Annotated in this window: 24 protein-coding genes; 19 read left to right on the top strand and 5 right to left on the bottom strand. The window is 74.4% G+C overall.

Translation table 11 applies throughout. The annotated features are described in order from the left end of the window. Positions 1-123 precede the first annotated feature (123 nt). From GA0074704_RS04975 to GA0074704_RS04995, 5 genes are read left to right on the top strand one after another with little or no spacing between them, the layout of a single operon-like run. Positions 124-1,110: a type II secretion system F family protein gene (locus tag GA0074704_RS04975; protein WP_377472298.1), complete on the top strand. Its 987-nt coding sequence runs from the start codon at positions 124-126 to the stop codon at positions 1,108-1,110. Beyond that, the gene (locus GA0074704_RS04980) at positions 1,110-1,850 is read left to right on the top strand and encodes a type II secretion system F family protein (RefSeq protein WP_088969404.1); all 741 of its coding nucleotides are present in this window, start codon (positions 1,110-1,112) and stop codon (positions 1,848-1,850) included. The genes GA0074704_RS04975 and GA0074704_RS04980 overlap by 1 nt, the downstream gene beginning before the upstream one ends. Positions 1,851-1,874: 24 nt before the next feature. Further along, positions 1,875-2,042: a DUF4244 domain-containing protein gene (locus GA0074704_RS04985; RefSeq protein WP_088969405.1), complete on the top strand. Its 168-nt coding sequence runs from the start codon at positions 1,875-1,877 to the stop codon at positions 2,040-2,042. Beyond that, complete coding sequence (locus GA0074704_RS04990) at positions 2,039-2,407, top strand: TadE family type IV pilus minor pilin (protein WP_088969406.1); 369 nt, start codon at positions 2,039-2,041, stop codon at positions 2,405-2,407. The genes GA0074704_RS04985 and GA0074704_RS04990 overlap by 4 nt, the downstream gene beginning before the upstream one ends. Positions 2,408-2,451: 44 nt before the next feature. After that, entirely contained in the window at positions 2,452-2,928 is a 477-nt protein-coding gene (locus GA0074704_RS04995; RefSeq protein ID WP_088969407.1) for an Rv3654c family TadE-like protein, read from the top strand. Between the two features lie 11 nt (positions 2,929-2,939). Here GA0074704_RS04995 and GA0074704_RS05000 read toward each other — a convergent pair whose 3' ends face one another. Next, positions 2,940-3,518, bottom strand: a complete 579-nt coding sequence (locus GA0074704_RS05000) for an LURP-one-related/scramblase family protein (RefSeq protein WP_088969408.1) — start codon at positions 3,516-3,518, stop codon at positions 2,940-2,942. A gap of 46 nt (positions 3,519-3,564) precedes the next feature. Next, positions 3,565-3,771 carry a hypothetical protein gene (locus GA0074704_RS05005; protein ID WP_088969409.1) on the bottom strand — a complete coding sequence of 69 codons (207 nt, stop codon included), beginning with the start codon at positions 3,769-3,771 and terminating at the stop codon, positions 3,565-3,567. Positions 3,772-3,973: 202 nt separating this feature from the next. On the opposite strand from GA0074704_RS05005, the gene GA0074704_RS05010 reads away from it, so the two are divergent. Then, positions 3,974-5,077: an IS30 family transposase gene (locus GA0074704_RS05010; protein ID WP_088968606.1), complete on the top strand. Its 1,104-nt coding sequence runs from the start codon at positions 3,974-3,976 to the stop codon at positions 5,075-5,077. Here the strand turns inward: GA0074704_RS05010 and GA0074704_RS05015 are convergent. Then, positions 5,074-7,554: a DEAD/DEAH box helicase gene (locus tag GA0074704_RS05015; RefSeq protein WP_231926878.1), complete on the bottom strand. Its 2,481-nt coding sequence runs from the start codon at positions 7,552-7,554 to the stop codon at positions 5,074-5,076. The two genes, GA0074704_RS05010 and GA0074704_RS05015, sit on opposite strands and share 4 nt — an antisense overlap. A gap of 174 nt (positions 7,555-7,728) precedes the next feature. Here GA0074704_RS05015 and GA0074704_RS05020 point away from each other — a divergent pair, with 174 nt between their 5' ends. The 7 genes from GA0074704_RS05020 to GA0074704_RS05050 all read left to right on the top strand — a co-directional run bounded on the left by GA0074704_RS05020 (position 7,729) and on the right by GA0074704_RS05050 (position 16,920). Further along, positions 7,729-8,085: an STAS domain-containing protein gene (locus GA0074704_RS05020; RefSeq protein ID WP_088969410.1), complete on the top strand. Its 357-nt coding sequence runs from the start codon at positions 7,729-7,731 to the stop codon at positions 8,083-8,085. Then, positions 8,082-8,519: an ATP-binding protein gene (locus tag GA0074704_RS05025; RefSeq protein WP_088969411.1), complete on the top strand. Its 438-nt coding sequence runs from the start codon at positions 8,082-8,084 to the stop codon at positions 8,517-8,519. The genes GA0074704_RS05020 and GA0074704_RS05025 overlap by 4 nt, the downstream gene beginning before the upstream one ends. A gap of 327 nt (positions 8,520-8,846) precedes the next feature. Then, on the top strand, positions 8,847-11,192 hold the full coding sequence (locus GA0074704_RS05030; RefSeq protein ID WP_088969412.1) for a sodium-translocating pyrophosphatase: 2,346 nt from the start codon (positions 8,847-8,849) through the stop codon (positions 11,190-11,192). A gap of 106 nt (positions 11,193-11,298) precedes the next feature. After that, complete coding sequence (locus GA0074704_RS05035; protein ID WP_088969413.1) at positions 11,299-11,844, top strand: hypothetical protein; 546 nt, start codon at positions 11,299-11,301, stop codon at positions 11,842-11,844. Continuing rightward, the gene (locus tag GA0074704_RS05040) at positions 11,835-12,461 is read left to right on the top strand and encodes a hypothetical protein (RefSeq protein WP_088969414.1); all 627 of its coding nucleotides are present in this window, start codon (positions 11,835-11,837) and stop codon (positions 12,459-12,461) included. Before GA0074704_RS05035 ends, GA0074704_RS05040 begins: the two co-directional genes overlap by 10 nt. Before the next feature lie 318 nt (positions 12,462-12,779). Beyond that, a complete protein-coding gene (gene topA, locus GA0074704_RS05045; RefSeq protein ID WP_088969415.1) occupies positions 12,780-15,614 on the top strand; it encodes a type I DNA topoisomerase in 2,835 nt (944 codons plus the stop codon). A gap of 67 nt (positions 15,615-15,681) precedes the next feature. Continuing rightward, on the top strand, positions 15,682-16,920 hold the full coding sequence (locus GA0074704_RS05050) for a CapA family protein (RefSeq protein ID WP_231926760.1): 1,239 nt from the start codon (positions 15,682-15,684) through the stop codon (positions 16,918-16,920). Between the two features lie 3 nt (positions 16,921-16,923). On the opposite strand, the gene GA0074704_RS05055 is transcribed toward GA0074704_RS05050, so the two are convergent. Continuing rightward, the gene (locus GA0074704_RS05055; RefSeq protein ID WP_088969416.1) at positions 16,924-18,246 is read right to left on the bottom strand and encodes a D-arabinono-1,4-lactone oxidase; all 1,323 of its coding nucleotides are present in this window, start codon (positions 18,244-18,246) and stop codon (positions 16,924-16,926) included. Positions 18,247-18,472: 226 nt separating this feature from the next. On the opposite strand from GA0074704_RS05055, the gene GA0074704_RS05060 reads away from it, so the two are divergent. Beyond that, complete coding sequence (locus GA0074704_RS05060) at positions 18,473-19,048, top strand: TetR family transcriptional regulator (RefSeq protein ID WP_088969417.1); 576 nt, start codon at positions 18,473-18,475, stop codon at positions 19,046-19,048. Between the two features lie 90 nt (positions 19,049-19,138). Here the strand turns inward: GA0074704_RS05060 and GA0074704_RS05065 are convergent, their stop codons facing one another. Further along, positions 19,139-20,347, bottom strand: coding sequence for an amino acid deaminase/aldolase (locus GA0074704_RS05065; RefSeq protein WP_088969418.1), 1,209 nt, complete (start codon positions 20,345-20,347; stop codon positions 19,139-19,141). A gap of 148 nt (positions 20,348-20,495) precedes the next feature. On the opposite strand from GA0074704_RS05065, the gene tmk reads away from it, so the two are divergent. The 5 genes from tmk to GA0074704_RS05095 all read left to right on the top strand — a co-directional run bounded on the left by tmk (position 20,496) and on the right by GA0074704_RS05095 (position 25,561). Beyond that, complete coding sequence (gene tmk / locus GA0074704_RS05075; protein WP_377471281.1) at positions 20,496-22,919, top strand: dTMP kinase; 2,424 nt, start codon at positions 20,496-20,498, stop codon at positions 22,917-22,919. After that, the gene (locus GA0074704_RS05080) at positions 22,919-24,133 is read left to right on the top strand and encodes a DNA polymerase III subunit delta' (protein ID WP_088969421.1); all 1,215 of its coding nucleotides are present in this window, start codon (positions 22,919-22,921) and stop codon (positions 24,131-24,133) included. Before tmk ends, GA0074704_RS05080 begins: the two co-directional genes overlap by 1 nt. A 114-nt stretch (positions 24,134-24,247) precedes the next feature. Next, positions 24,248-24,577, top strand: a complete 330-nt coding sequence (locus GA0074704_RS05085) for a YbaB/EbfC family nucleoid-associated protein (RefSeq protein ID WP_088969422.1) — start codon at positions 24,248-24,250, stop codon at positions 24,575-24,577. 1 nt (position 24,578) lies between these two features. Beyond that, a complete protein-coding gene (locus tag GA0074704_RS05090; protein ID WP_088969423.1) occupies positions 24,579-24,884 on the top strand; it encodes a hypothetical protein in 306 nt (101 codons plus the stop codon). After that, positions 24,884-25,561 (top strand): hypothetical protein, encoded by a 678-nt coding sequence (locus GA0074704_RS05095; protein ID WP_088969424.1) that lies wholly within the window; start codon positions 24,884-24,886, stop codon positions 25,559-25,561. Before GA0074704_RS05090 ends, GA0074704_RS05095 begins: the two co-directional genes overlap by 1 nt. Positions 25,562-25,834: the final 273 nt, after the last annotated feature.

The raw sequence follows: 25,834 nt of genomic DNA on the forward strand, positions 1-25,834 counted from the left end.
GGAGTGCTGGGGGCGGGCCGCGCCGCGGCGGCCGATGGTGACGGCACTCCGTCACCCGCAGGCCGGGAGGCGCATGACCGGGCCGGTGGCGGTCACCGTGCGGGCCACGGTTCCGCCCTCCCGATCGGGGCCGACCGGGCCGGTGACGTGGCCGCGTGGGAGTCCACCGGACCGGCCGCCCCTCGGCCGCCCGGGGTGCCCTTTTCGCAGGGAACCTCTGTCTCGACCGGGCCGCCGGTGTCGACCGGGAGGCCTGGCCCAGGGGGGACTCCCGGGTCCACCGGGACCCGCGGCTCGGCCGGGCACCTGGTGGGCCGTCGTGCCCACGGTCCCTGGCGGCCGGGGGGACGGGCGGCGACCGGCGGTCCACCCGGGCGGCACGACCCCCGCCGTCCGGATGCCGGCCCCGATCGGGCCGGCGGGCTGGCGAGTCGCGGCTCGACGTCGCCCACCGCCATCCGCCCGTCCCGGCTCACTCCCCGGCGGGTCACGCTCCTGACGGTTCTGGCCGGGGCGACGGTAGGGGCGCTGGTGGGCGGTCCGGTCGCCACGGTCGCGGTGGCCGGCTACGGGGCGCTCGGTGTCCGCTCGGTCCGGCGGCGGCGCACCGTCCGGCACGCCGTGCTGGCCCGCCGTCGCCGGCTGGACCAGCTCTGCGCGCTCGCCGCCGACCTGCGCGCGGGACTGCCGGTGCCGGTGGCGGCCGAGGGACTCGCCGACGTCGCGCCGACCCGACCCGGGGCGCCGACGACACACCCGGGCGGAGCGGACCGGCTGGCGCGGTTGGCGCAGGCCGCGATGCGGCTCGCCGACCGGACCGGTGCGCCCCTGGCCGAGCTGGTGGAACGGATCGAGGCGGACGCCCGTGCCACCGACCGGGGGCTTGCCGCCGCGGCTGCCCAGGCAGCGGGCGCCCGGGCCACCGCCTGGTTGCTGGCGGCCCTGCCGCTCGGTGGCATCGGCCTCGGGTACGGCATCGGCGTCGATCCGGTCGCGGTGCTGCTGCACACCCCGGTCGGGGGCGGCTGCGCGATCACCGCGATCGTTCTCCAGATCGCCGGCCTGCTCTGGGCGGAGCGGCTCGGGGCGGCGCCGGCGGGGGAGAGCTGATGAGCCGGGTGCCGTTGGCCGCCGGTTGCCTGCTGGCCGCCGCCCTGCTCGTGCCCCGGTGGCAGTCTCCGGTGCGCCGGGCGGCCCACCGGCTCCGAGTGGCCGGCCTGGCCCGGCCGGCCGCCGGGCTGGGTCGGCGGGCGGCCCGAGTGGACGTGATCCGGCTCGGCGCCGCGTTGGCCGGCCTGGCGGTGCTGGTCGTGGTCGGTGGCTGGGTGGGGCTGTTCGGCGCCGTCCTCACCGCGACGGCCGCCGATCGCCTGCTCCGGCGCGTCGAACCGCGAGCCGTCCGGGACCGCCGGCTCCGCGAGGTGGCCGACCTTCCGCTCGCCGCCGATCTCCTGGCGGCCGCGCTGCGGGCCGGTGCCCCCGTCGACCACTCGGTGCTCGCGGTCGCGGACGCCCTCGGCGGTCCGCTGGCCGACCGCCTCGGCCGGGTGGGCCGCACCCTGCTGCTCGGTGGTGGGCCGGAGGAGGCCTGGGCGCACCTGACGCCGGTGCCCGGCGCGGACCGCCTGGTCACCGCGGCGGTGCGGTCGTCGAGCAGCGGGGCCGCCCTGGCCGGTGCCCTCACCCGGCTCGCCGACGACCTGCGGGCCGATCGGGCGACCGCCGCCGAGGCTTCGGCCCGCCGCGCCGGCGTGCTGATCGTGTTGCCGCTGGGGCTCTGCTTCCTGCCGGCCTTCATTCTCGCCGGCCTGGTGCCGGTGATCGTCGCCGTTCTCGGCGACGTGCTCTGACAACCGAGGAGAGAGGAACGTGCAATGCGCAGAATCCTGTCCCGCCTGCGCGGGGACGCCGGGATGAACACCGCCGAGTACGCCGTCGGAACGCTCGCCGCGGTGGCCTTCGCCGGCATCCTGCTCAAGGTGCTGACCTCGGGCAACGTGCAGTCCGCGTTGACCGCCGTCATCGACCGGGCGCTGAAGTGAGCCGGCGCCGGTGGGCCGGCCGGGACCGGGGCTCGTTCACGGCCGAACTGGCGGCCGGCCTGCCGGCGCTCACCCTGCTGCTGCTCGCCGGGGTGACGGCGGTGGACGCGGTCATCACCCGGGCGGGTTGCCTGGACGCGGCCCGGGCGGCGGCGCTGGCCGCCGCCCGGGGCGATCAGGGCGCGGACGCGGCTGTCGCAACCGCACCGGGCGGGGCCGACATCCGGGTCGCGGTCGACGGGGACCGGGTCACCGTCACGGTTCGCGCGCCGGTCCGGGCGCTCGGCACCCGGCTGCCGCGGCTCACCGTGGTCGGCACCGCCGTCGCCGCCGTCGAGCCCGGCCTCCCGGCGGCTGGGCCGTGAACCGCCCACCAGGGAGGGCCGGAGATCCCGCCACGCCGGCGGCGATGGCTACGACGGCGGAGCCGACGCCACCGGCGCCGACGAGGAGGCCCGGTGCCGCCCGGAGGGCCTGCGCCGGCCGTGTTCCTGCCGCGTTTCCCGAGCGTCCGGCGGTTCCCGGCGCCGGCGACGGGACCGGCGGAGACCGGGGCAGCGCCACCGTCTACCTGCTCGCCGTCGGGCTGGTCCTCGTCGTGTTCGGACTCTTCGGCGCGGCGGTGGGCGCCGCCCGGGTGGCCCGGCAGCAGGCCCGGGTCGCGGCCGACCTGGGCGCGCTCGCCGGAGCGGGCCGGGCGGTCCAGGGACCGGACCCGGCCTGCGCCGCGGCCGGCGCCATCGTCCGCGCCAACGGTGGTCGTCCGGTCGCCTGCCGGCTCGACGGGCTCGACGTGCTGGTCACCGTCGAGATCACGGTGACCGTCCTGCCCGGGCTGGTACGGAAGGCCACGGTGACCTCCCGTGCCGGTCCGATCCGCGGCTGAACCCGGGTGGGTCAGCGGCCCTGGAGGGCGTCCAGCCCGATCGCCATGGCGATCACCAGGCGACGGTCGACCTGCGGCTGGTGGATCTCCACCACGTACCGGTCGCGCAGGCCCCACTTCTTGATCACCGAGAAGACCGGCTGGCCGTTCGCGGTGAAGTCGAAGTGGTACGGCAGCCAGGACAGCGAGTCGACGAAGCGCCGCAGCAGGGCCACCGGCATGCTCCGCTCCTGCCCGGTCACCTGCGGCAGGCCCGGCTGCTCCACGTGCCAGGTCGAGCGGAGCAGGGACTGGGCGAAGTCCTTGCGGAACAGCCCGATCGGGTTGCCCGCGTGGTCCGTCACGTCGTAGGTGGCACCGAGGTCGAGCCGCTGGCGGGCCTTGAACCCGAGCAGCGGGTGCTGCTTCGAGTCGTCGGTGTAGATGGTCACCTGCTCCTTGAAGGCCAGGCGCTTCTGCTGGGCGAAGGCCAGCAGCCCGCCCTCCGAGCCGTCCGGGGCGACGGAGTGGACCTCGTACTGGTTCACCATCATCCGGATCCGCTGGCGGATGTGGAACTGGCGCTGCTGCTGCAAGGCGTCGAGCTGCATCTGATCTCCTAGGAAGGGTGGGCCGGAGTCTCGCACAACCGGCCCGTCAGCGTCCGCCCTCCATGGTCGCCTTCATCGCCCAGGCGTTCAGCACCTGGTGGATGCCGCGCAGGCGCTCGTCGATCTGGGCCAGCCGCTCCGCCTGGGCGAGGGAGGCCAGCGCCGCGCCGTACGCGATCAGCTGGTCGGGGGTGAGTCTCTCCTGGTCGATCGTGTAGAGCAGGTCGACGGTCTCGGCGATGGTGTCGGCCACGGCTCCTCCTGCGGCGAAGGTACGGCGAGCTGGGCGGGCACGGCCGGCACCGCTGGCGGCCGACCACGCATGGAAGCGCTCCCATGTCTCAATGCCCACCCGCACCCGATCTCATGCACGATCCCCGAACCCCGCCCACCCGCCACCGGCGCGTTGATCATGAAGTCAGCGGCGTGGAAAGCGCGGCGGTTTCTAGGCTTCAGTGCAACTGATCTTGGTTGGGCTGGAGGTGCTGGTGGCGAGGCCGGGTGTGTTGACGTTCGGGCATCGGCAGGTGTTGGAGCATCTGTGGGGGGTTGGTCGGACGATCTCGCAGATCGCGGGGGTTCTCGGGGTGCCGGTGTGCACGGTGTCGCGGGAGGTGGCGCGGAACAACAGTGCGCGGCACGGGACGAAGAACCCGCTGGGGCGGTCACTGCCGCATGGGCGGGGGCGCCGCCCGTATCGGTGGGGTTATCAGGCGCAGTGGGCGCAGCGGCGGGCTGACGCGGCCAGGCGGCGGCCGGCGAGGGCGAAGCTGGCGGTCGGTACGCGGCTGCGGCAGGTGGTGGCGGGGAAACTGGCCCGTAGGTGGTCTCCGAAGCAGATCGCCGCGTGGTTGCGGACCACGTTCGCCGACCGGCCGGAGTTGCAGGTGTCCCACGAGACGATCTACCAGGCGATCTACGTGCAGTCGCGAGGCAATCTGAGGGCCGAGTTGACCCGGCAGGTAGCGCTACGGTCGGGACGCACCCAGCGGCGTCCGCAGTCACGTGCCGCGGGCGCCGCTCGCCGTCGGCGGCCCTGGATCGCAGACCTGCACATCAGCACCCGGCCCGCGGAGGTCACCGACCGGGCGGTGCCCGGGCACTGGGAAGGTGACCTGGTCATCGGCAAGGCCGGCGCCTCAGCGATCGTGACCCTGGTGGAACGAGCCACCCGTTACGTGATGCTCGGCGCCCTACCCCACGGCCGCGACAGCGAAGCCGTCATCGGTGTGCTCACCAACCTGGCCACCCGCATGCCCACGCACCTGCGCCGGTCGCTGACCTGGGACCAAGGCGTGGAAATGGCCACCCACCCCGTGTTCACCGTCGCCACCGGCTGCCCGGTCTACTTCTGCGACCCCCACAGCCCCTGGCAACGCGGCACCAACGAAAACACCAACGGGCTGCTACGCCAGTACTTCCCCAAGAGCAGCTACGACTTCCGCACCATCGACCAGAACGGCTTGGACGAGGTCGCCCACGAACTCAACACCCGCCCCCGACAGACGCTGGACTGGAACACCCCAGCCCAGCGTCTGGCTCACCTCATCACCGCCTAACGATTGCACTCACCCCTTGACCCCGCCCGCTCTCCAGTGCCGCTAACTTCATGATCAACGGAGAGGGCGGAGGTCCGGGCGGGGTGGGGGCCCTGGCGGGGGAGGTCGGCGGTGGGCGGAGCGTCCGGGAGGTTGGTCAGGACGACGTCGAGGACGCGGACGGCGTCCGCCTTGGAGAGCGGATTGTTGCCGTTGCCGCACTTCGGGGACTGGACGCAGGACGGGCACCCCGTCTCGCAGCCGCACTCGGCGATCGCGTCCCGGGTGGCCCGCAGCCAGGCCGCCGCCGTCCGGTACGCCCGCTCGGCGAACCCCGCCCCGCCCGGGTGCCCGTCGTAGACGAAGACGGTGGGCGCCTCGGTGTCCGGGTGCACCGCCGTGGAGAGCCCGCCGATGTCCCACCGGTCGCAGGTCGCCATCAGCGGCAGCAACCCGATCGCGGCGTGCTCGGCGGCGTGCAGCGCGCCCGGGATGTCGGCCGCCTCCACGCCGGCCGAGGCCAGCGACTCCGGTGAGACGGTGAACCAGACCGCCACCGTCCGCAGCTCCCGGGCCGGCAGGTCCAGCGGGCGGGTGTCGATCACCTCGCCGGAGGCGATGCGCCGCCGCTGGTACGACACCACCTGGCTGGTCACGTCCACCTCGCCGAGGAAGAGTCCGACCGGCCCGGCGTCGGTGTACGAGCGCACCGACACCACCGACAGCGAGGTGACGTCCCGGGCGTGGGTGGACCAGTCCGGCTCCTCGGCGTGCACCAGCGCGCACCCGTCGGCGAGGTCGAGCGAGTCGACCACGTACGAGACGCCCTGGTGCAGGTAGACGGCGCCGGTGTGCAGCAGGAAGTGCGACGAGCCGCCGTCGACGGTGCCGAGCAGCCGCCCGGTCGACGCCTCCACCACGCAGACCGGCGCGCCGCCCTCGCCGCGCAGGTCCACCTCGGGGCGCTCGCGGTGCCGCCAGTACCAGCCGGTCGGCCGCTGCCGCAGGGCGCCGGACTCGACCAGCGCGTCCACCGCCTCCTTCGCCCCGTCGCCGAAGAGTTCCAGGTCGGCGGGGGTGAGCGGGGCCTCGGCGGCGGCGCAGGCCAGCTGCGGGCCGAGCACGTACGGGTTGGCCGGGTCGAGCACGGTCGCCTCGACGGGCCGGCCGAACAGCGCCTCCGGGTGGTGCACGAGGTAGGTGTCGAGGGGGTCGTCCCGGGCGACCAGCACGGCGAGCGCCTCGTCCCCGGAGCGGCCGGCCCGGCCGGCCTGCTGCCACAGCGACGCCCGGGTGCCCGGCCAGCCGCAGATCAGCACGGCGTCCAGGCCGACCAGGTCGACGCCGAGTTCCAGCGCGTTGGTCGAGGCGAGCCCGAGCAGGTCGCCGTGGAGCAGGGCGCGTTCCAACTCGCGCCGCTCCTCGCGCAGGTAGCCGGCCCGGTAGGCGGCCACCCGCTCGCCGAGCCCGGGCACCGCCTCGTCCAGCGCCCGCCGGGCCGAGGCCGCCACCACCTCGGCGCCCTTGCGGGACCGGACGAAGGCGAGGGTGCGTACCCCCTCGGCGACCGTGTCGGCGAGCAGGTCGGCGGTCTCCCGCAGCGCCGACCGCCGCACCTGGAGAAGGTCGGCCTCCGGGGACGAGGAGTCGGCGGCGGGCAGCAGCGGCGGCTCCCAGAGCGCGAAGGTCACCCCGCCGCGCGGCGAGGTGTCCTCGGTGACGGCGGTGACCGGCAGCCCGGTGAGGCGGCCGGCCGCGGTGGCCGGGTCCCCGGAGGTGGCCGAGGCGAGCACGAAGGTCGGCCCGCCGGCCCGACCGTACTTCGCGCACTGCCGCCGCAGCCGGCGCAGCACGTGCGCGACGTGCGAGCCGAACACGCCCCGGTAGGTGTGGCACTCGTCGACGACCACGTGGGTCAGCCGGCGCAGGAAGCCGGACCACTGGGCGTGCCCGGGCAGGATGCCGTGGTGCAGCATGTCCGGGTTGGTCAGCACGAACCGGGAGTGCCGCCGGATCCACTCCCGCTCGGCGCGCGGGGTGTCCCCGTCGTAGGTGGCGGGGCGTACCCCGTCGAGTTCCAGCGCGGCGACGGCCCGCAGCTGGTCGGCGGCGAGCGCCTTGGTCGGCGCCAGGTAGAGCACGGTGGCCCGGGGGTCGGCGAGCAGGGTGGCCAGCGCCGGGAGCTGGTAGGCCAGCGACTTGCCGGACGCCGTCCCGGTGGCGACCACCACGTGCCGCCCGGCGTACGCGAGCTCGGCGGCCTCGGCCTGGTGCCGCCACGGCGTGACGACGCCGCGCCGGTCGAGCGCCGCGCGCAGCTCGTCGGGGGTCCAGGCCGGCCAGGGCGCGGTGACCCCGGCCCGGGCGGGCACCCGCTCGACGTGGGTGACCGGGTCGGCGGTGGACCGGGCGCGCAGCCGGCGCAGCAGGTCGGCCGGCGCGCTCTGCGGGCTCCGACCTGCGGCTGACGACGGCTTCTGGGCGCTGCGCGGCGGCAGCCGCGCCGCGCTGAAGCTGTCGAGGTTCACGTCCTGCACTCTCGCGCTGGTGTTCGGGATGAAACCCCGGGGCCCGGGGTAAGGGGTTGGCTCGGCCGGTGACCTTCGGGCTCGTCCCACCCGGGATGGTTAGATGCCCAGGAGAGTTTACGGCTCTTGCGAGGGAGGAGACCGATGGAGCTGTCGCTGGCGACCCGCACCGTGGGGGAGCACACGGTGCTCGAGGTCGGCGGTGAGGTGGACGTCTACACCGCCCCCCGCCTGCGCGAACGGCTCCTGGAGTTGATCGACGGTGGGGCCCGGAAGGTCGTCGTCGACCTGGGCCGGGTGGACTTCCTCGACTCGACCGGTCTCGGCGTGCTGGTCGGCGCGCTCAAGCGCCTGCGTACCGCCGGGGGAACCTTCGCCCTGGTCTGCGACAAGGAGCCGCTGCTCAAGATCTTCCGGATCACCGCCCTGGACCAGGTCTTCCCGCTGCACCCGACGGTCGACGCGGCGGTCGGCGCCGATTCGACCGGCTCGGGCGCGTGATGGCGACGGTCCGACTCTCCTTCTCGCCGGCGCCGGTGCACGTGCGTACCGCCCGGCTCGTCGGGGTGGCGGTGGCCCGCCGCGCCGGCGTACGCGAGGACCTGCTGGACGAGGTCCGGCTGGCCATCGGTGAGGCGTGCACCCGCGCGGTCGCCCTGCACCGGCAGTACGACGTGCCCGACCCGGTGCTGGTGGAGATGGACGACGCCGGCTCGTACACGGTCCGGGTGATCGACCGGGCGCCGATCGAGGCGAGCATCGGCCTGGCCGCGCTGGACGCCGACCAGCTGGCCAACGAGTCGTTGAACGAGGACGACCTGACCACCGGGGTGGGCTTCGCCCTGCTCGCCGGTTTCGTCGAGGATCTCCAGGTGCGCCCGGTGGTGGAGGGCGTCGGCACCGAGGTCCGGATGGTCTGGCCGGTCGGCCGTTGATCCGCTAGCTGTCGTCAAGGCCCACAGGCCACGTCCCGAGCAGGGGGCGTGGCCTTGTCGTGTTGGTGGCCCTCTATATCAGATTTTTCCTCATAACACAGCGACGAAGATCATCGGGACACGGTGGGCCCTGCGTGTGACCTCTGACACTGCGGAGGGCTACAGTACCCGGGTTGTCAGCAAGTGACCCGTCCCGCAGCCAGCGGGAACGGGTGTTCATCGCTGGTCCGCCGGGGTGGGTTGGCGCGCGCTTGCGAGTCCGCATCCAGGCGTCGGCCCGTGCGTCTCCACGAGTCGGCGCGAGTGTTCGGTATCAGGAGGACATAGATGTCCGGGACCTTGGCCGCCGACGGCGGCGCACTGTCCCTTACCGGAGCCAACGTGACGTACGTCGTCATCGCCGCGGTCATCGCGCTGGTGGCGCTCGTCTTCGCCGCCGCCTTGACCAAGGCCGTGCTGGCAGCCGGTAAGGGCACCACCAACATGCAGGAGATCTCCGGGGCGGTGCAGGAGGGCGCGTCGGCGTACCTGCTCCGGCAGTTCCGGACCCTGGCCATCTTCGTGGTCATCGCCGTCGTACTGCTCTTCCTGCTGCCGGTGCACGACACCGACGGCAGCGAGATCGCGGTGAAGATCGGCCGGTCCGCCTTCTTCGTGGTGGGCGCCCTGTTCAGCGCGTTCATCGGCGGCGCCGGCATGTGGCTGGCCACCCGCGCCAACCTGCGGGTCGCCGCGGCGGCCCGGGAACGCCAGGGTGGCCGCGAGGCCGCCATGCGGATCGCCTTCCGCACCGGCGGCGTGGTCGGCTTCCTCACCGTCGGCCTGGGCCTGTTCGGGGCGGCGCTGGTGGTGCTGCTCTTCCGCGGCGACGCCCCGACCGTGCTTGAGGGCTTCGGCTTCGGCGCCGCGCTGCTCGCCATGTTCATGCGGGTCGGCGGCGGCATCTTCACCAAGGCCGCCGACGTCGGCGCCGACCTGGTCGGCAAGGTCGAGCAGGGCATCCCCGAGGACGACCCGCGCAACGCCGCCACCATCGCCGACAACGTGGGCGACAACGTCGGTGACTGCGCCGGCATGGCCGCCGACCTGTTCGAGTCGTACGCGGTCACCCTGGTCGCCGCGCTGATCCTGGGCCGGGCCGCGTTCGGCGTGGACGGCCTGGTCTTCCCGCTGGTGATCTCCACCATCGGCGTGCTGGTCGCCATCGTCGGCGTCTTCATCACCCGGCTTCGGGCCAGTGACCGCAACGGCCTGACCGCGATCAACCGGGCCTTCTACGTCTCCGCGCTGATCTCGGCGGTGCTGGTGGCGGTCGCCGCGTTCGCGTACCTGCCGGCGACCTTCGCCGAGCTGGAGGGCGGGCTGACCGGCGTCGACCGCAACCCGCGGCTGGTGGCCATCGGCGCGGTGGTGATCGGCATCGTGCTGGCCGCCGCGATCCAGGCGCTGACCGGCTACTTCACCGAGACCAACAAGCGCCCGGTGCAGGACATCGGCAAGAGCTCGCAGACCGGCGCGGCCACCGTCATCCTCGCCGGCATCAGTGTCGGCCTGGAGTCGGCGGTCTACTCGGCGCTGCTGATCGGCGCCGGCGTCTTCGGCGCGTTCCTGCTCGGCGGCAGCTCCATCACGCTGTCGCTGTTCGCGGTGGCGCTGGCCGGCACCGGCCTGCTCACCACCGTCGGCGTGATCGTCGCGATGGACACCTTCGGGCCGATCTCCGACAACGCCCAGGGCGTCGCGGAGATGTCCGGCGACATCGACGAGCACGGCGCGCGGACGCTCACCGAGCTGGACGCGGTCGGCAACACCACCAAGGCGATCACCAAGGGCATCGCGATCGCCACCGCGGTGCTGGCCGCGACCGCGCTGTTCGGCTCGTACACCGACACGCTGACCACCGCGTACGGCGACGCGAAGGTGCCGAACGTTGAGGCCGCCATCGCGGACCTGCTGAACGTGGCGAACCCGCGCAACCTGGTCGGCCTGATCATCGGTGCCGCCGTGGTCTTCCTCTTCTCCGGCCTCGCCATCAACGCGGTCTCCCGTTCGGCGGGCGCTGTGGTGATGGAGGTCCGCCGGCAGTTCCGCGAGCTGCCCGGGATCATGGACCGGACCCAGCGCCCGGAGTACGGCAAGGTCGTCGACATCTGCACCCGGGACGCGCAGCGCGAGCTGATGACCCCCGGCCTGCTGGCGATCATGGCGCCGATCGCGGTCGGCTTCGGCCTCGGGCCCGGCGCGCTGGCGTCGTACCTGGCCGGGGCGATCGGGGCCGGCACGCTGATGGCGGTCTTCCTGGCCAACTCCGGTGGCGCCTGGGACAACGCGAAGAAGCTGGTCGAGGACGGCGCGTACGGCGGCAAGGGCTCCGAGTCGCACTCCGCCACGGTCATCGGTGACACCGTCGGTGACCCGTTCAAGGACACCGCCGGCCCGGCGATCAACCCGCTGATCAAGGTGATGAACCTGGTCTCGCTGCTGATCGCGCCGGCCGTGGTGGCCTGGAACGTCGGCGAGGACGCCAACACCCCGCTGCGGGTGGCGGTCGCCGTGGTGGCGGCGCTGATCATCGTCGCCGCGGTGGTGTGGAGCAAGCGCAAGGGCGTGGCGATGGAGTCCGACGCCGGGGCGAACACCCCCGACCAGCGGCCCGAGACGATCAACGCCTGACCCGTTCGACGGTCCACGGTCCCGGTCGGCGCCCGCCGGCCGGGACCGTCCCGTGGACGAAACCTGACCGGTGGCGGTTCGCCCGGAAGGCCGTACGCTGCAACGCATGCGTACGTGCCGGGCGTCTGCCGCCGGAAAGCTCACGGTGGTCCTGGCCACGCTCCTGCTCACGGTGACCGCCTGCGGTGGCGGCGGTCCCAGCCCTCGGGCCTGGGCCGCCTCGGTCTGCGAGGCGCTCACCCCGTGGCGGGCCGAGATCAGCAAGCTGACCAGCAGCACCCGTCAGCAGATGACCGCGCAGACCACCCCGGCGCAGGCCAGGGAGAACCTGGTCCGGCTCTTCGACGGGGCCCGGCAGGCCAGCGAGACGGCCCGCCGGGAGGTGGAGCGGGCCGGGGTGCCGGAGACCACCGGCGGCGACCAGATCTCGGCCGGGTTCCGCGGCTCGCTGAGCCGGATGCGGGACGCGTACGGCCGGGCTCGGGACACCATCCGCGGGCTCGACACCAGCCAGCCGGCCACCTTCTACGACGGCGTGCAGACCGCGGTGGAGAGCCTGAACAAGGAGTACGACGCGAGCGCGCTGGACACCAGCCGGCTCAGCTCCACAGAGCTCAAGGCCGCCTTCGACGAGGTCCCGGAGTGTCGCTGAGCCCACCCCACCCACCCCCCGACCCGGGCCGGCAGCTGTCGCTGTTCGGCACCGAGGCGGCCGACCCGTCCGTGGCGGACCTGGCCGGCCTGCTCGCCGGGCCGGGGGAGGTGGTCCGGATGGGCGGCACGGCGCGGCTGTCGGTGGTGGTGGACGCCGGCTGGCGGGTGCACGTGCTGGTGGCGGAGCTGACCGCGCGGGGGTTGCCGCCGACCTGGGAGGCGGTCGGGGAGCCGGACGGCCCGCGGCGGCACCTGATCCGCACCGCGTACGCCAGCACCCTGGCGCCGCTGGCCCGGGCCTGGGCGCGGGGGCCGGTGAAGCGGCCACCGGCCGGCTTCCACCTCAACGGCCGGCGGCTGCGGATCTGGTTGGCCGCGGCGGGCCGCGCCGACCCGTCGGGTTTCCTGCTCGGGCTGGGCGACGGCGACAGCGAGTGCTGGGGGCCGGTGGGCCGGGCGCTCGCGGCGGTCGGCCTCGCCGGGGCGTTGCTGGAGGCGGGGGCGGGCGGGCCGGCGTACCGGATCTCGGGCCGGCGGCGGCTGGCCCGGCTCGCGGAGCTGGTGGGTGACCGGCCCGCCGCCGCGCCGGCGGCCGACTGGCCGGGGAGCCCCTGACGACCCACCGGGTGTCCGATCGCGGACAGCTCGCGTGGACGCCCGGTTGCGGAAAACGGCTCGATCAACCCTCCACCGAGGGTGCGCCATCGTCACAGTGACCCACTTCCCGGCCTACCCACGGTGTACGGTGGCGCCGTCCGGCACAACCGCCAGCGCGCGGGCCGCCCCCGGAGCGCCGCGCCGGGGCCGTCCGCCGACCATGCCACCGTGAGAAGCGGGGCGGCGCGTTACGTTGGACATCCGGACCGCCGCCGGTCCGGCCGGTGCGACACGGCCGGAAACGGGCATGGAGCAGGAGTGGGGTCGAAGAGAGACGTGCCGAGCAAAGCTGGAACCACCCGTCTGGTCATCGTCGAGTCTCCGGCGAAGGCCAAGACGATCTCGGGCTACCTCGGCCCGGGGTACGTCGTGGAGGCCAGCTTCGGCCACGTCCGGGACCTCCCGCGCAACGCCGCCGACGTGCCGGCGAAGTACAAGGGCGAGCCGTGGGCCCGGCTCGGGGTGGACGTCGACAACGGCTTCCACGCCCTCTACGTGGTCTCCGCCGACCGTAGGCAGCAGATCAGCAAGCTGGTGAAGCTGGCCAAGGAGGTCGACGAGATCTTCCTGGCGACGGACGAGGACCGCGAGGGCGAGGCCATCGCCTGGCACCTGGTCGAGACGCTGAAGCCCAAGGTGCCGGTCAAGCGGATGGTCTTCCACGAGATCACCAAGCCGGCCATCCAGGCCGCCGTGGCCAACCCGCGCGAGATCGACCGGGACCTGGTCGACGCCCAGGAGGCCCGGCGCATCCTCGACCGGCTGTACGGCTACGAGGTCTCCCCGGTGCTGTGGAAGAAGGTCATGCCGAAGCTCTCGGCGGGCCGGGTGCAGTCCGTGGCGACCCGGATCGTGGTCGAGCGGGAGCGCCAGCGGATGGCGTTCCGCACCGCCGAGTACTGGGACATCCTGGCCACCCTGGCCGTGGCGAACCCGGGCGAGGGGCCGCGCGCCTTCAACTCCACCCTGGTCGCGCTGAACGGCGACCGGATCGCCTCCGGCAAGGACTTCGAGCCGACCACCGGCCGGGTGAAGCCCGGCGCCGGCGTGGTGCACCTCGACGAGAGCGGTGCGCGGGGTCTGGCCGCCCGCCTTCAGGGGCGGCCGTTCGCCGTCACCCGGGTCGAGGAGAAGCCCTACCGTCGCCGCCCGTACGCGCCGTTCATCACCTCCACCCTCCAGCAGGAGGCGGCCCGTAAGCTGCGCTTCTCGTCGCAGCAGACGATGCGTACCGCGCAGCGCCTGTACGAGAACGGCTACATCACCTACATGCGTACCGACTCGGTGAACCTGTCGGAGACCGCCATCGCGGCGGCCCGTCGGCAGATCGTCGAGCTGTACGGCGAGCGCAGCGTGCCGCCGGAGCCGCGCCGCTACACCGGCAAGGTGAAGAACGCGCAGGAGGCGCACGAGGCGATCCGTCCCGCCGGGGACAACTTCCGCACCCCGGGCGACGTGGCCAAGGAGTTGTCGGCCGAGGAGTTCAAGCTCTACGAGCTGATCTGGCGGCGGACCATCGCCTCGCAGATGACCGACGCGGTCGGCTCCAGCGTCTCGGTGCGGATCCGGGCGACCTCCACCGCCGGGGAGGAGGCCGACTTCGGCTCCACCGGCAAGACGATCACCGACCCGGGCTTCCTGCGGGCGTACGTCGAGTCGTCCGACGACGAGAACGCCGAGGCGGAGGACGCCGAGCGGCGGCTGCCGACCCTGGTCAAGGGGCAGCCGCTGACCGCCGACGAGCTGGCCGCGCAGGGGCACCACACCCAGCCGCCGTCGCGCTACACCGAGGCGTCGCTGGTGAAGGCCCTGGAGGAGCTGGGCATCGGCCGCCCGTCGACGTACGCGTCGATCATGCAGACCATCCAGGACCGCGGTTACGTGGTCAAGCGCGGTCAGGCGATGATCCCGTCGTTCCTGGCGTTCGCGGTGATCGGGCTGATGGAGCGGCACTACCCCCGCCTGATCGACTACGACTTCACCGCCAGCATGGAGAACGAGCTGGACGAGATCGCCGGTGGTGACCACGCCGCCGTCGACTTCCTCACCTCCTTCTACTTCGGCAGCGCCAACGGCACCGGCGACCAGGCGATCGCCCACGCCGGTGGGCTGAAGAAGCTGGTGACCGAGAACCTCAGCGAGATCGACGCGCGCAGCGTCAACTCGATCCCGCTGCACACCGACGACGAGGGCCGCGAGGTCGTCGTCCGGGTCGGCCGGTTCGGTCCCTACCTTCAGCGGGCGCTCCCGGGTGAGCAGCCGGCCCCGAAGGCCGAGGGCGAGGAGGGCGGCGCCCAGGGCGACCGGGCGCCGATCCCCGAGGGGCTGGCGCCGGACGAGCTCACCCCGGAGAAGGTGCACGAGCTGTTCCTCGGTGGCGGGGGCGAGCGCAAGCTCGGTGACGACCCGGCGACCGGCGAGCCGATCGTGCTGAAGTCCGGCCGGTTCGGCCCGTACGTGTCCAGCGGCGAGCGCAAGTCGTCGCTGTTGAAGTCCCAGTCGCCCGACTCGCTCACCTTCGACGAGGCGTTGAAGCTGCTCAGCCTGCCCCGGGTGGTCGGGGTGGGCCCGGACGGCGCCGAGGTGGTGGCCAAGAACGGCCGCTACGGCCCGTACGTCCAGCGGGGCGAGGAGTCCCGGTCGCTGGACTCCGAGGAGAAGCTCTTCACGGTCACGCTGGACGAGGCGTTGGCCCTGCTGGCCGCCCCGAAGACCCGCCAGAGTCGGGCCGCCGCGCCGCCGCTGCGGGAGATGGGCGTCGACCCGCTGACCGAGAAGCCGCTGGTGATCAAGGACGGCCGGTTCGGGCCGTACGTGACCGACGGGGAGTTCAACGCGTCGCTGCGGCGCGGGCAGACCCCGGAGGAGCTGACCATCGAGCAGGCCTCGGAGATGCTGGCGGAGAAGCGGGCGAAGGGTCCGGCGCCGAAGAAGAAGGCGGCGGCGAAGAAGGCCCCGGCCAAGAAGGCGACGGCGGCGAAGAAGACCGCCGCCGCGAAGTCCACCGTGGCCAAGAAGACCACCACCGCCAAGGCCACCACGGCGAAGAAGGCTCCGGCCAGGAAGGCCGCCCCGCGCAAGGCCACCGCGAGTCGCGGCACCGAGGAGTGATCACCCGTTAAGGGGTGATTGTCCGATCGGGGCATCCGGGCCGGCCCGGGCTGCCTAACGTGAGGGCATGTCAGATCCCGCGCTCTCGCGGCGCCGTCGGATGCTGTTCGGCGCGGCGGGGGTGGCCCTGCTGACGGCCGCCGCCGTGCTGGGCTTCCGGGTGGTGGAGCCGGGCGGCGGCACTCCGGCCGCCGTCGACGCCTCACCGTCCCGGCCGGCGTCGGTCGGGCCCACCACGGGGAACGGCGGGGCCGCCGGGCTCGCGCCGACCGCCGGCGCCACGTCGCACCGCGACCCGTCCGGCCGGCGCACCCTGCGGCTGGTCGCCGCGGGCGACGTCCTGGTCCATCCCGAGGTCACCGCGCAGGCGCGCCGGGACGCCACCCGCACCGGCCGGTCGGGTGGCCTGGACTTCGCCCCGATGTTCGCCGGGGTCGCGCCGACCGTGGCCGCCGCCGACCTGGCGCTGTGCCACCTGGAGACGCCGCTGGCCGAGCCGGGCGGGCCGTTCGCCGGCTACCCGTCGTTCAACGCGCCCCCGCAGGTGCTCGACGGGATCCGGTCGGCCGGGTTCGACGGCTGCTCGACCGCCTCCAACCACACCCTCGACCAGGGTGCCGAGGGCGTGACCCGGACCGTCGAGGCGCTCGACGCGGCCGGTCTCGGGCACACCGGCAGCGCCCGCAGCGCGGCCGAGGCGGCCACCACCCGGATCTACCGGGTCGGTGACGTCCGGGTCGCGCACCTGGCGTACAGCCTGAACTTCAACGGGCTGGACCGCCCCGCCGGCAAGCAGTGGCTGGCCAACCTGATCGACCCGCCGGAGATCCTGGCCGCCGCGCACCGGGCCCGCGCCGCCGGCGCCGACATCGTCGTGCTCAGCCTGCACTGGGGTACGGAGTACCAGCACCTGCCCGACGCCGACCAGCGGGACTGGTCCCGGCAGCTGATCGCCTCGCCCGACGTGGACCTGATCCTCGGCCACCACGCCCACGCCGTGCAGCCGTTCCAGCGGGTCGGGGACAAGTGGGTGGTCTACGGGATGGGCAACGAGCTGGCCCGGCACGCCGACCCGATCGACGACAACCGGGAGGGCGTGATGGCCCGGGCCACCTTCACCCAGGTGACGCCCGGGCGGTGGTCGGTGACCCGGATGGAGCCGCTGCCCACCTGGACCGACCTCTCACCCGACCTGCGGCTGGTGGACCTGACGGCGGCCCTCGCCGACCCGGCCACCGCCCGGCCGGAGTACCGGGCGGCGTACGACCGGGTGCTGGGTCACGTGCGGGCGCTCGGGGCTGCCTGAGGATCAGCCGGCGCCGCCGAGCACCCGGTCCAGGTAGGGGTTGGCGAGGAGCCGGTCGGGGTCGAGGCGGTCGCGGACCGCCAGGAAGTCGGCGAAGCGCGGGTACGCGGGCGCCAGCGACGCGGCGTCCCGCCAGTGCAGCTTGCCCCAGTGCGGCCGGCCGCCCAGCCCCGCGGCGACCTGCTCGAAGGCCCGGAAGTACGGCTCGTACGGCAGGCCGACGTACTGGTGGACGGCGAGGTACGCGGACTCCCGGCCGTACCCGTGCGACAACCAGATGTCGTCGGGGGCGGTGAACCGCACCTCGACCGGGAAGAGCACCTTGAAGGGCAGCCCGTCGACGATCCGCCGCAGCGCGTCGAGCGCGTCGGGGAGGGCGGCGCGTGGGAGGGCGTACTCCATCTCCACGAAGCGGACCCGGCGCGGGGTGCAGAAGACCGTGTCGGAGCGGCCGGTGTACGTCCGTTCGGTGAGCGCCCGGGCCGAGACGGCGCTGATGGTCGGGGCGAGCGCCGGCACGGCGCGGCCCAGCCGGCAGGCCCCGGCGAAGACGGTGTTGGCGAGGAACTCGTCGTCCAGCCAGCCGCGCCAGCGGGGCAGCGGCCGGTCGTCGGCGGGCACCCGGTCGTTGGTCTTCACCTGCACCCGGGCGGTGTACGGGAACCAGTAGAACTCGACGTGGTCGTGCCCGGCGACCAGTTCGGGCAGGTCGGCGAGCACCTCGGCGAGCGGGGCCGGCCGCTCGTGCGCGCGGAGGGTGAAGGCGTCGACGCAGCGCAGGGTCACCTCGACCAGCACGCCGAGCGCGCCGAGCCCGACCCGGGCGGCGGCGAAGATGTCCGGGTGCTCGTCGGCGGAGCAGCGCAGCACCTCGCCGGTGCCGGTGACCAGGGTCAACGCCTCGACGAAGGTGGAGAGGCAGCCGAGGTTGGCGCCGGTGCCGTGGGTGCCGGTGGAGATCGCCCCGGCCACGGTCTGCGCGTCGATGTCGCCCAGGTTGGGCAGGGCCAGCCCGTGCGCGGTGAGCAGCGCGTTGAGCGCTCGCAGGGTGGTGCCGGCCGGCACGGTGACCAGCCGGTCGGTCCGGTTGACCCGGATGTCGGTGCGCAGGGCGTCCAGGTTGAGCTGCCGTCCGGCGGGTAGGGCGATCGGGGTGAAGGAGTGGCCGCTGCCGACGGGGCGGATCCGTTCGCCGGCGGCGGCGGCGGCCCGGACCGCCTCGACGACGCCGTCGACGGTCTCGGGGCGACCGACGGCGGTCGGGGTGGCCTGCTGGTTGCCGGCCCAGTTGGTCCAGCCGGGCACCCGCGGCGCGGTGGGGGCCATGCACCCTCCTCGATCCGGATGTGAACTGACTTCATATCAGGAACGTTGTGCCTGGTAAATACCGCAATCGGGGTCCGATCGTTAGTACCGGTAGTCACGAACTCGTGACGTGCAGATATGTTCATCCGTCGAAGGGGGGTGGCGCCGAGTGTCCACACCAGCCGCCACGACCGGACCGCTGCGCCGCGTTCCGGTGCAGGGTCGAAGTGTCGCGCGGGTCCAGCGGATGCTGGACGCCTGCGCCGAGCTCGTCGACGAGGTCGGGTACGAGGGACTGACCACGACGCTGCTCGCCGAACGGGCCGAGGTGGCGATCGGATCGGTCTACCAGTTCTTCCCGGACAAGCGGGCCATCGTGCAGGCGTTGACCCTGCGCACGATGGAGTCCTACCTCCAGCGGCTCGACGAGCGGTTCGCCTCCGACGAGATGACCCACTGGTGGGACGGCGTCGACGCGGGCATCGACGAGTACATCACGATGCACCGCACCGTCCCCGGGTTCCGTACCCTGCACTTCGGCGACGTGGTCGACCTGCACCTGCTCGATGAGCAGCGGGACAACAACGGCGTGATCGCCGACCAGCTGGCCCGGGTGCTCACCGAGCGGTTCGGCCTGAGCGACGTGCCCGACCTGCGGTTCCACCTGGAGATCGCGGTGGAGGCGGCCGACGCCCTGATCAAGCTCGCGTTCCGCCGCCGCCCCGAGGGGGACGACCGGGTGCTGGTCGAGGCGAAGGCGCTGATCCGCGAATACCTCTACCGCCAGGTCGACGTACGGACCGAGGCCGGCCAGCCGGGCTGACCGGCGTCGGCCGCGAGCAGGGACGACGCCCGGGGTGCGACCGGGCGACTCCACGGCGGGCACCCGCGAGGCACGCGGGGGCCCGCCGGCTCACAGGAAGGCGTGGCCCTCGCCCCGGTACGTCGGCACCGTCGCCACGACGGCGTCCCCCTGCACCAGGTGCAGCTCGTTGACGTGCTCGCAGAGTTCGCCGGCCTTGGCGTGGCGGAACCAGACCCGGTCCCCGACCCGCAGCTCGTCGGCGGCCGGGCCGGCCAGGGGGGTCTGCACCTCGCCGGCCCCCTCGGCGCCGAGCAGCTTCAGTCCGGCCGGCAGCCACGGCCGGGGCAGCCGGCTGTCCGCGGCCGGACCGGAGGCGATCCAGCCGCCGCCGAGGACGGTGGCCAGGGCGGGGGCCGGGCGGCGGACCACCGAGCAGGCGAAGAAGGCGGCCGGGGCGGGTCGCCAGGCCCGGTAGGCGTCGAAGAGCGTCGGCCCGTACAGGCCCGATCCCGCGGTGACCTCGGTGACCGCGGGATCCGCGCTGGTGGCGGCCACGCTGCCGGTGCCGCCGCCGTTGACGAACTCCAGGTCGGCGTGTTCGCGTACCGCGGCGACCGCAGCGCCCCGGCGGGCCAGCAGTTCCCGGTACGACCCGCGCTGGGCGATCCGGATCGCCGTGGCGTACGCGGCCTGCCCGGGCGGGGCGTCGCCGAGCCCGGCGATCTGTGCCTCGTACGCCATCAGGCCGACCAGCCGGAAGCCCGGCCGGCCGGCGACGGTGGCGGCCAGCGCGCCGGCGGCCCGGGCGCTGTGCACCGGTGAGCGGCGCACGCCGACGTGCAACCGCCCGCCCAGCGGTCGCCAGGAGGCGTCCAGGTCGAGACAGACCCGCAGTTCCGGCCGGCGCTGCGGGGCGCAGACGGCGTCGATCAGGTCGAGCTGCTCGGGCGCGTCCACCATCAGGGTGATCCGGCCCGCCAGCGTCGGGTCGGCGGCCAGCCGGTCGAGCGCTCCCCGGTCGGCCGTGGGGTACGCCACCAGGACGTCCTCGGTCCCGCCGGACCCGGCCAGCCAGATCGCCTCGGGCAGGGTGAACGCCATCACCCCGCGCCAGCCCGGCCGGGCCAGCGCGCGGGCGATCAGCTCCCGGGAGCGGACCGACTTGCTGGCGACCCGGACCGGCTTGCCGGCGGCCCGGTCGGCCAGGGCGGTGGCGTTGGTGTCGAAGGCGTCCAGGTCGACCACCGCGTACGGCGGGTCGAGGTGGGCGGTCGCCCGGTCCAGGCGCTGCCGGAGTTGTTCGCTGTGGGTCGCCACGTCTGCACGCTAACTGTCTGGGAGTGAATGCGAAATACCCTCGCGTCTGTCCGAGCTGCGCCGGCTGGCGGCGGCGGCCTAGGCTCGGCGCGCAGGATGTGGCAGGTCGGGGCGAGCCCGCCCGCGCGACTAGAGTGTTTCACCGGGGATGCCCAACGTTGGGCCGGCACGTGGAGGTACGGCCATCGAAAGCCAGCAGAACGGCGAGTCGTCCGGTGTGTCGCCAACCGGCCCGCAGCCCGGAGCCCACGGCCCGCAGCCCGGAGCCGCCGACCTGGGACCGGACGGGCCCGGCCCGGCGCACGTTGCCCGTGACCGGCGCGCCGACGGCGCCGACCGGCGACCGGCCGCGCCCGCCGACCCGGCCGGCGCCTCCGCCGACCCGGCCGCCACGCCCGGCGCGCAGCGGGACGCCGACAGCGGCCCGGCCGGCTCCCCGGCGGACCGCTCCGGCGCCGCGGCGATCCGCTCGGTGCTGCGCATCCGGCCGTTCCGCCGGCTCTGGATCGTGCTCGGCGCGGCCTCCTTCGGCGACTGGCTCGGCCTGCTCGCCACCTCCGTCTTCGCCGCCGGGCAGGTGCAGGGCAGCACCGCCAAGGGTGCCGCGTTCGGCACCACGATCGCCATCCGGCTGCTGCCCGCGCTGGTGCTCGGCCCGCTGGCCGGCGTCTTCGCCGACCGGTTCGACCGGCGCTGGACGATGGTCATCTGCGACCTGCTGCGCTTCGTGCTCTTCGCCTCCATCCCGCTCTACGCCCTGACCGGCGCCGCGGGTGGCCTGGTGGTCGGCTGGGCGCTGATCGCCACCTTCCTGATCGAGTCGGTCACCCTGCTGTGGATCCCGGCCAAGGAAGCCGCGGTCCCCAACCTCATCCCCCGTGCCCGGCTCGAGGCGGCCAACCAGCTCACCCTGATCACCACTTACGGCCTGACCCCGGTCGCCGCCGCCATCGGCCTGGCCGTGCTCGACCGCGGGGTCCGGGGCGCCGTCGGCGGCGACCTGCCCGCCTGGGCCGAGCCGGCCCAGCTGGCGCTCTGGTTGAACGCCTTCTCCCGGCTGGCCACCGCGCTGGTGGTGGCGTTCGGCATCAAGGAGATCAGCCACGCCCAGCGCGGCGAGGGCGAGCGCGCCGAGCAGAGCATGTTCCGGCAGTTCGCCGACGGCTGGAAGTACATCGGCCAGACCCCGCTGGTCCGCGGCCTGGTGCTCGGCATCTTCGGCGCGTTCGCCGGCGGCGGCATCGTGATCGGTACGGCCAAGTTCTTCGCCGCCTCGCTCGGCGCCGGTGACGCCGCCTTCTACATGCTCTTCGGCGCGATCTTCATCGGCCTGGCGCTCGGCATCGGGCTCGGCCCGATGATCGTCCGGGAGATGTCCCGGCGACGCTGGTTCGGCATGAGCATCGTGCTGGCCAGCGCCTCGGTCATGGTGCTGGCGTTCGCCATCCACCTGTCCATGGCGATCCTCGGCGCGATCCTGGTCGGCGCGGGCGCCGGGATGGCCTTCCTGGCCGGCACCACGCTGCTCGGCGGCGAGGTCGCCGACGAGGTCCGCGGCCGGGTCTTCGCCGTGGTCCAGATCGGCACCCGGCTGGTGCTGATCCTCGCCATCGCGCTGAGCAGCCTCCTGGTCGGCGTCGGCGGGTCGCGCCAGCTGACCATCGCCGACCTCGGCATCTCGGTCTCCTCCACCCGCCTGCTGCTGCTGGCGGCGGGCGCCGCCGGCATCTTCGCCGGGATCAGCGCCTTCGGCCAGATGGACGACAAGAAGGGCGTACCGGTCCTGGCGGACCTCTGGGGCTCGATCCGGGGCCGCCCGCTGATGCCGGCCGAGCCGTTCGTCTCCGCCGGGCTCTTCGTGGTCTTCGAGGGCGGCGAGGGCGCCGGCAAGTCCACCCAGCTGGCGGCGCTCGCCGCCCGGCTGCGCGGGCAGGGCCGCGACGTGGTGGTGACCCGGGAACCGGGCGCCACCGACGTCGGCGCGAAGATCCGCTCGCTGGTGCTGGAGAAGTCGGCGCCCGACGCGCCGTCGCCGCGCGCCGAGGCGCTGCTCTACGCCGCCGACCGGGCCCACCACGTCGCCACCGTGGTCCGGCCGGCGCTGATCCGGGGCGCGGTCGTGGTCAGCGACCGGTACGTCGACTCGTCCCTGGCCTACCAGGGCGCCGGCCGTACGCTGCCGGTCGACGAGGTCTCCTGGCTCTCCTCGTGGGCCACCGGTGGGCTCAAGCCCGACCTGGTGGTCCTCCTGGACGTGGACCCGCGCACCGGCCTGTCCCGGGTCGAGTCCCGCAACGAGGGCACCGACCGGCTGGAGGCCGAGTCGGTCGCCTTCCACGAGCGGGTCCGGTACGCCTTCCTCGACCTCGCCGCCAACGACCCGAAGCGCTACCTGGTGCTCGACGCGTCCCGCCCGGCGGAGGAGATCGCCGGCCTGGTGGCCCGCCGGGTGGAGGAGTTCCTCGCCGACCCGGCCGGCATCGTGCACCCCCGTCCCGCCCAGGGGCCGGACACCTCGGTGCAGCCGGAGTTATCCGACGCGGAGCTGGTGACGTTGGAGCACCGGACCTGATGCCGGACGTCTTCGCCGACCTGGTCGGGCAGGAGGAGGCGGTCGACACCCTGCGGCGGGCCGCCGCCTCGGCCGCCGCGGTGCTGCGCGCCGCCGGGCCGCCGGAGGCGGGATCGGGGCCCGACCCGTCGGCCGGGATGACCCACGCCTGGATCTTCACCGGGCCGCCCGGTTCGGGCCGCTCGGTGGCCGCCCGGGCCTTCGCCGCCGCGTTGCAGTGCGTGCACGGCACCGGCTGCGGCGAGTGTCCCGGCTGCCACACCACGATGACCGGCACCCACGCCGACGTCCGGCTGGTGGTGCCGGAGGGGCTCTCCATCTCCGTCGGCGAGATGCGCTCCCTGGTGCTGCGCGCCGCGAGCACACCGAGCGGCGGCCGGTGGCAGGTCGTGATCATCGAGGACGCGGACCGGCTCACCGAGGCGGCGGGCAACGCGCTGCTCAAGGCGATCGAGGAGCCGCCGCCGCGGACCGTCTTCCTGCTCTGCGCCCCGTCCACCCACCCCGACGACGTCTCGGTGACCATCCGGTCGCGCTGTCGGCTCGTACCCCTGCGGCAGCCGCCGCCCGAGGCGGTGGCCGAGGTGCTGGTCCGCCGGGACGGCGTCGCGCCGGACGTCGCGGCCTGGGCCGGCGCGGCAGCCCAGGGGCACGTCGGGCGGGCCCGGCGGCTGGCCCGCGACCCGGAGGCCCGCACGCGGCGGGACGCGGTGCTCGCCGTGCCGCGCCGGCTGACCGGGGTGGGCGCGGCCTTCGACGCGGCGTCGGCGCTGATCGAGGCGGCCGAGGCGGAGGCCGCGGCGTCCGTGGCCGAGGCCGACGAGGCCGAGCGGGCCGCGCTCCAGACGGCGCTGGGTGCCGGCGGCACCGGCCGGGGCGCGGCCGGCGCGATCCGGGGCGCCGCCGGGCAGCTCAAGGAGCTGGAGAAGCGGCAGAAGTCGCGAGCCACCCGGGCGCAGCGGGACGCGCTGGACCGGGCCCTGGTCGACCTGGCCGGCTTCTACCGGGACGCGCTGACCACGGCGCTGCGTGCCCCGGTGGCCCCCGTGCACACCGACACCGCCGCGCTGGCCGCCGCCGGGGCGCAGAAGTGGGCGGCCGAGGGGGCGCTGCGCCGGCTGGAGGCGGTGCTGGAGTGCCGGTCGGCGATCGAGGCGAACGTCAAGCCGCGGATCGCCGTGGAAGCGATGATGCTCGCTCTCTGGCGGGGCTGACCCCTCCCCGTCCACAGGCATCGACAGGCGCGATTCGGGTGCGGTACGGTCCGGTGACGCCATGGTGACCATGGTGGGACGCTCAGTGAGGACCTGTCGGGGAGGAGTCCGCCGATGCCGCGCGCGGAGATCGACGAGGCCTGGATCGAGGAGGCGGTGCGGCGCTACCGCCGCATCGAGTCCCTGCAGGCCGAGTTCGACCAGGCGGTGTCGACGGTCGAGGTCACCGTCCGCTCGCCCGACGGGCTGGTCGAGGTGGTGGTGACCGCCGGTGGCCGGATCACCGACGTCCGCTTCCTCGGCCCCCTGCACAACCGCCACCCCCGGGACGTGGCCGGCTCGGTGCAGGCCGCGGTCACGGCCGCCGCCGACGCCGCCCAGTGGGCCCGGGAGAAGCTGCACAACGAGACCTTCGCCGCCTACCGGCCGCTCGCGGGGGCCTGAGATGGACCGGCTGCACACCCTCGCCGCCCGGCTCGACGAGGCCAGCGACACCCTGGCCGCCCTGGCGCACACCGTCACCGCCACCGACCCCGCCCACCCGGTCTTCGGCGCCGACGCGCCGGGGCGTCCCGGCGAGATCGGCCGGGCCCTGCACCGGCGCTGGACCGAGGCCACCGGTGACCGGGCCCGGGAGGCGGCCGCCGCCGCGGCCCGGCTCGCCGCCGCCGCGGCCGCCGTCCGCAGCGCCGCCGACCGCTACGCCGACGTCGACCACGCGGCCCGCCGCCGGCTCACCAGGGAGGCCTGATGGACGCCCTGGACCGGCTCGCCGAGCCGGGTCTGGACCTGCTGCGCCGGGTGGACACGCTGCTCGCGGCCGGCGCGCCGGAGGGGCATCAGGTCTGGCCGCTGCTGCGTCGGATGCAGGTGCTCCCCGGCGACGCGCTGCGCGCCTTCCTCGACCTGCACCCGGCGCCGCTGGCCTCCGCCGGGCACGCGGTGCGCCGGCTCGTCCGGGGGTACGACGACGCCGGCGCCGCCCTCACCGACCCCGGGCTCTGGTCCGGCCCGGCTGCCGGCGCGTACGACCAGGCCCGGTCGGCCCTGCTGCGCCACCTCGACGAGGGGCCGGAGAGCCTGGTGGGCCGGTTGGAGGCGACCGCGGGTTACGCCGACGCGCTCGCCGAGTGGGTGCAGGGCAGCCGGCTGGCGGTGGCCCGGGTGCTGGGCGACGTGCTCGGCTGCACCGAGGCGGTGGCGGTGGTCGCGGCGACCTCGGGCGGCGGCGCCACCCCGTCCGGCGGCGCCGGGGTGGCCGAGGCCGCGGAGATCGCGGCCCGGGTGCTGGCGGTGCTCGGCGTGGCGTACGACGGGGCCGAGACCCTGCTGCGCCAGTGGTCGCCGAGCCTGGCCGAGTCGACCTGGCGGCCGTCGGTGGAGAGCGCGCCCCGGTGGGGCGGCGCCGGCACCCGCATCGGCCACTGAGCAACCGCGCGGCGTCCGGCTGCCGGTACGGCACACGGCGCCGCGCTCGGGAGCCGGCGCGCGCCGGCTCCGGCGCGGCGCCGTGGCCTTTCCCTGCACCCCCCGCAGGTCTTCCTCCACTCAACGCCGCGGGTCCGGCGCTGTCCCGGCCGTTCGCCGCGAATCAACCGTCCGGGCGAGGCGGGTCCGGCCGACGGGACGGGGGCCGTTCCGGCGAGTCGACGATCGTCGACCGCTGCGCGGAGTGATCGTCCGGCGACGGCCGTCGGGCCG

Origin of the sequence: Micromonospora siamensis (assembly GCF_900090305.1) — a bacterium.
Lineage (GTDB): Bacteria > Actinomycetota > Actinomycetes > Mycobacteriales > Micromonosporaceae > Micromonospora > Micromonospora siamensis.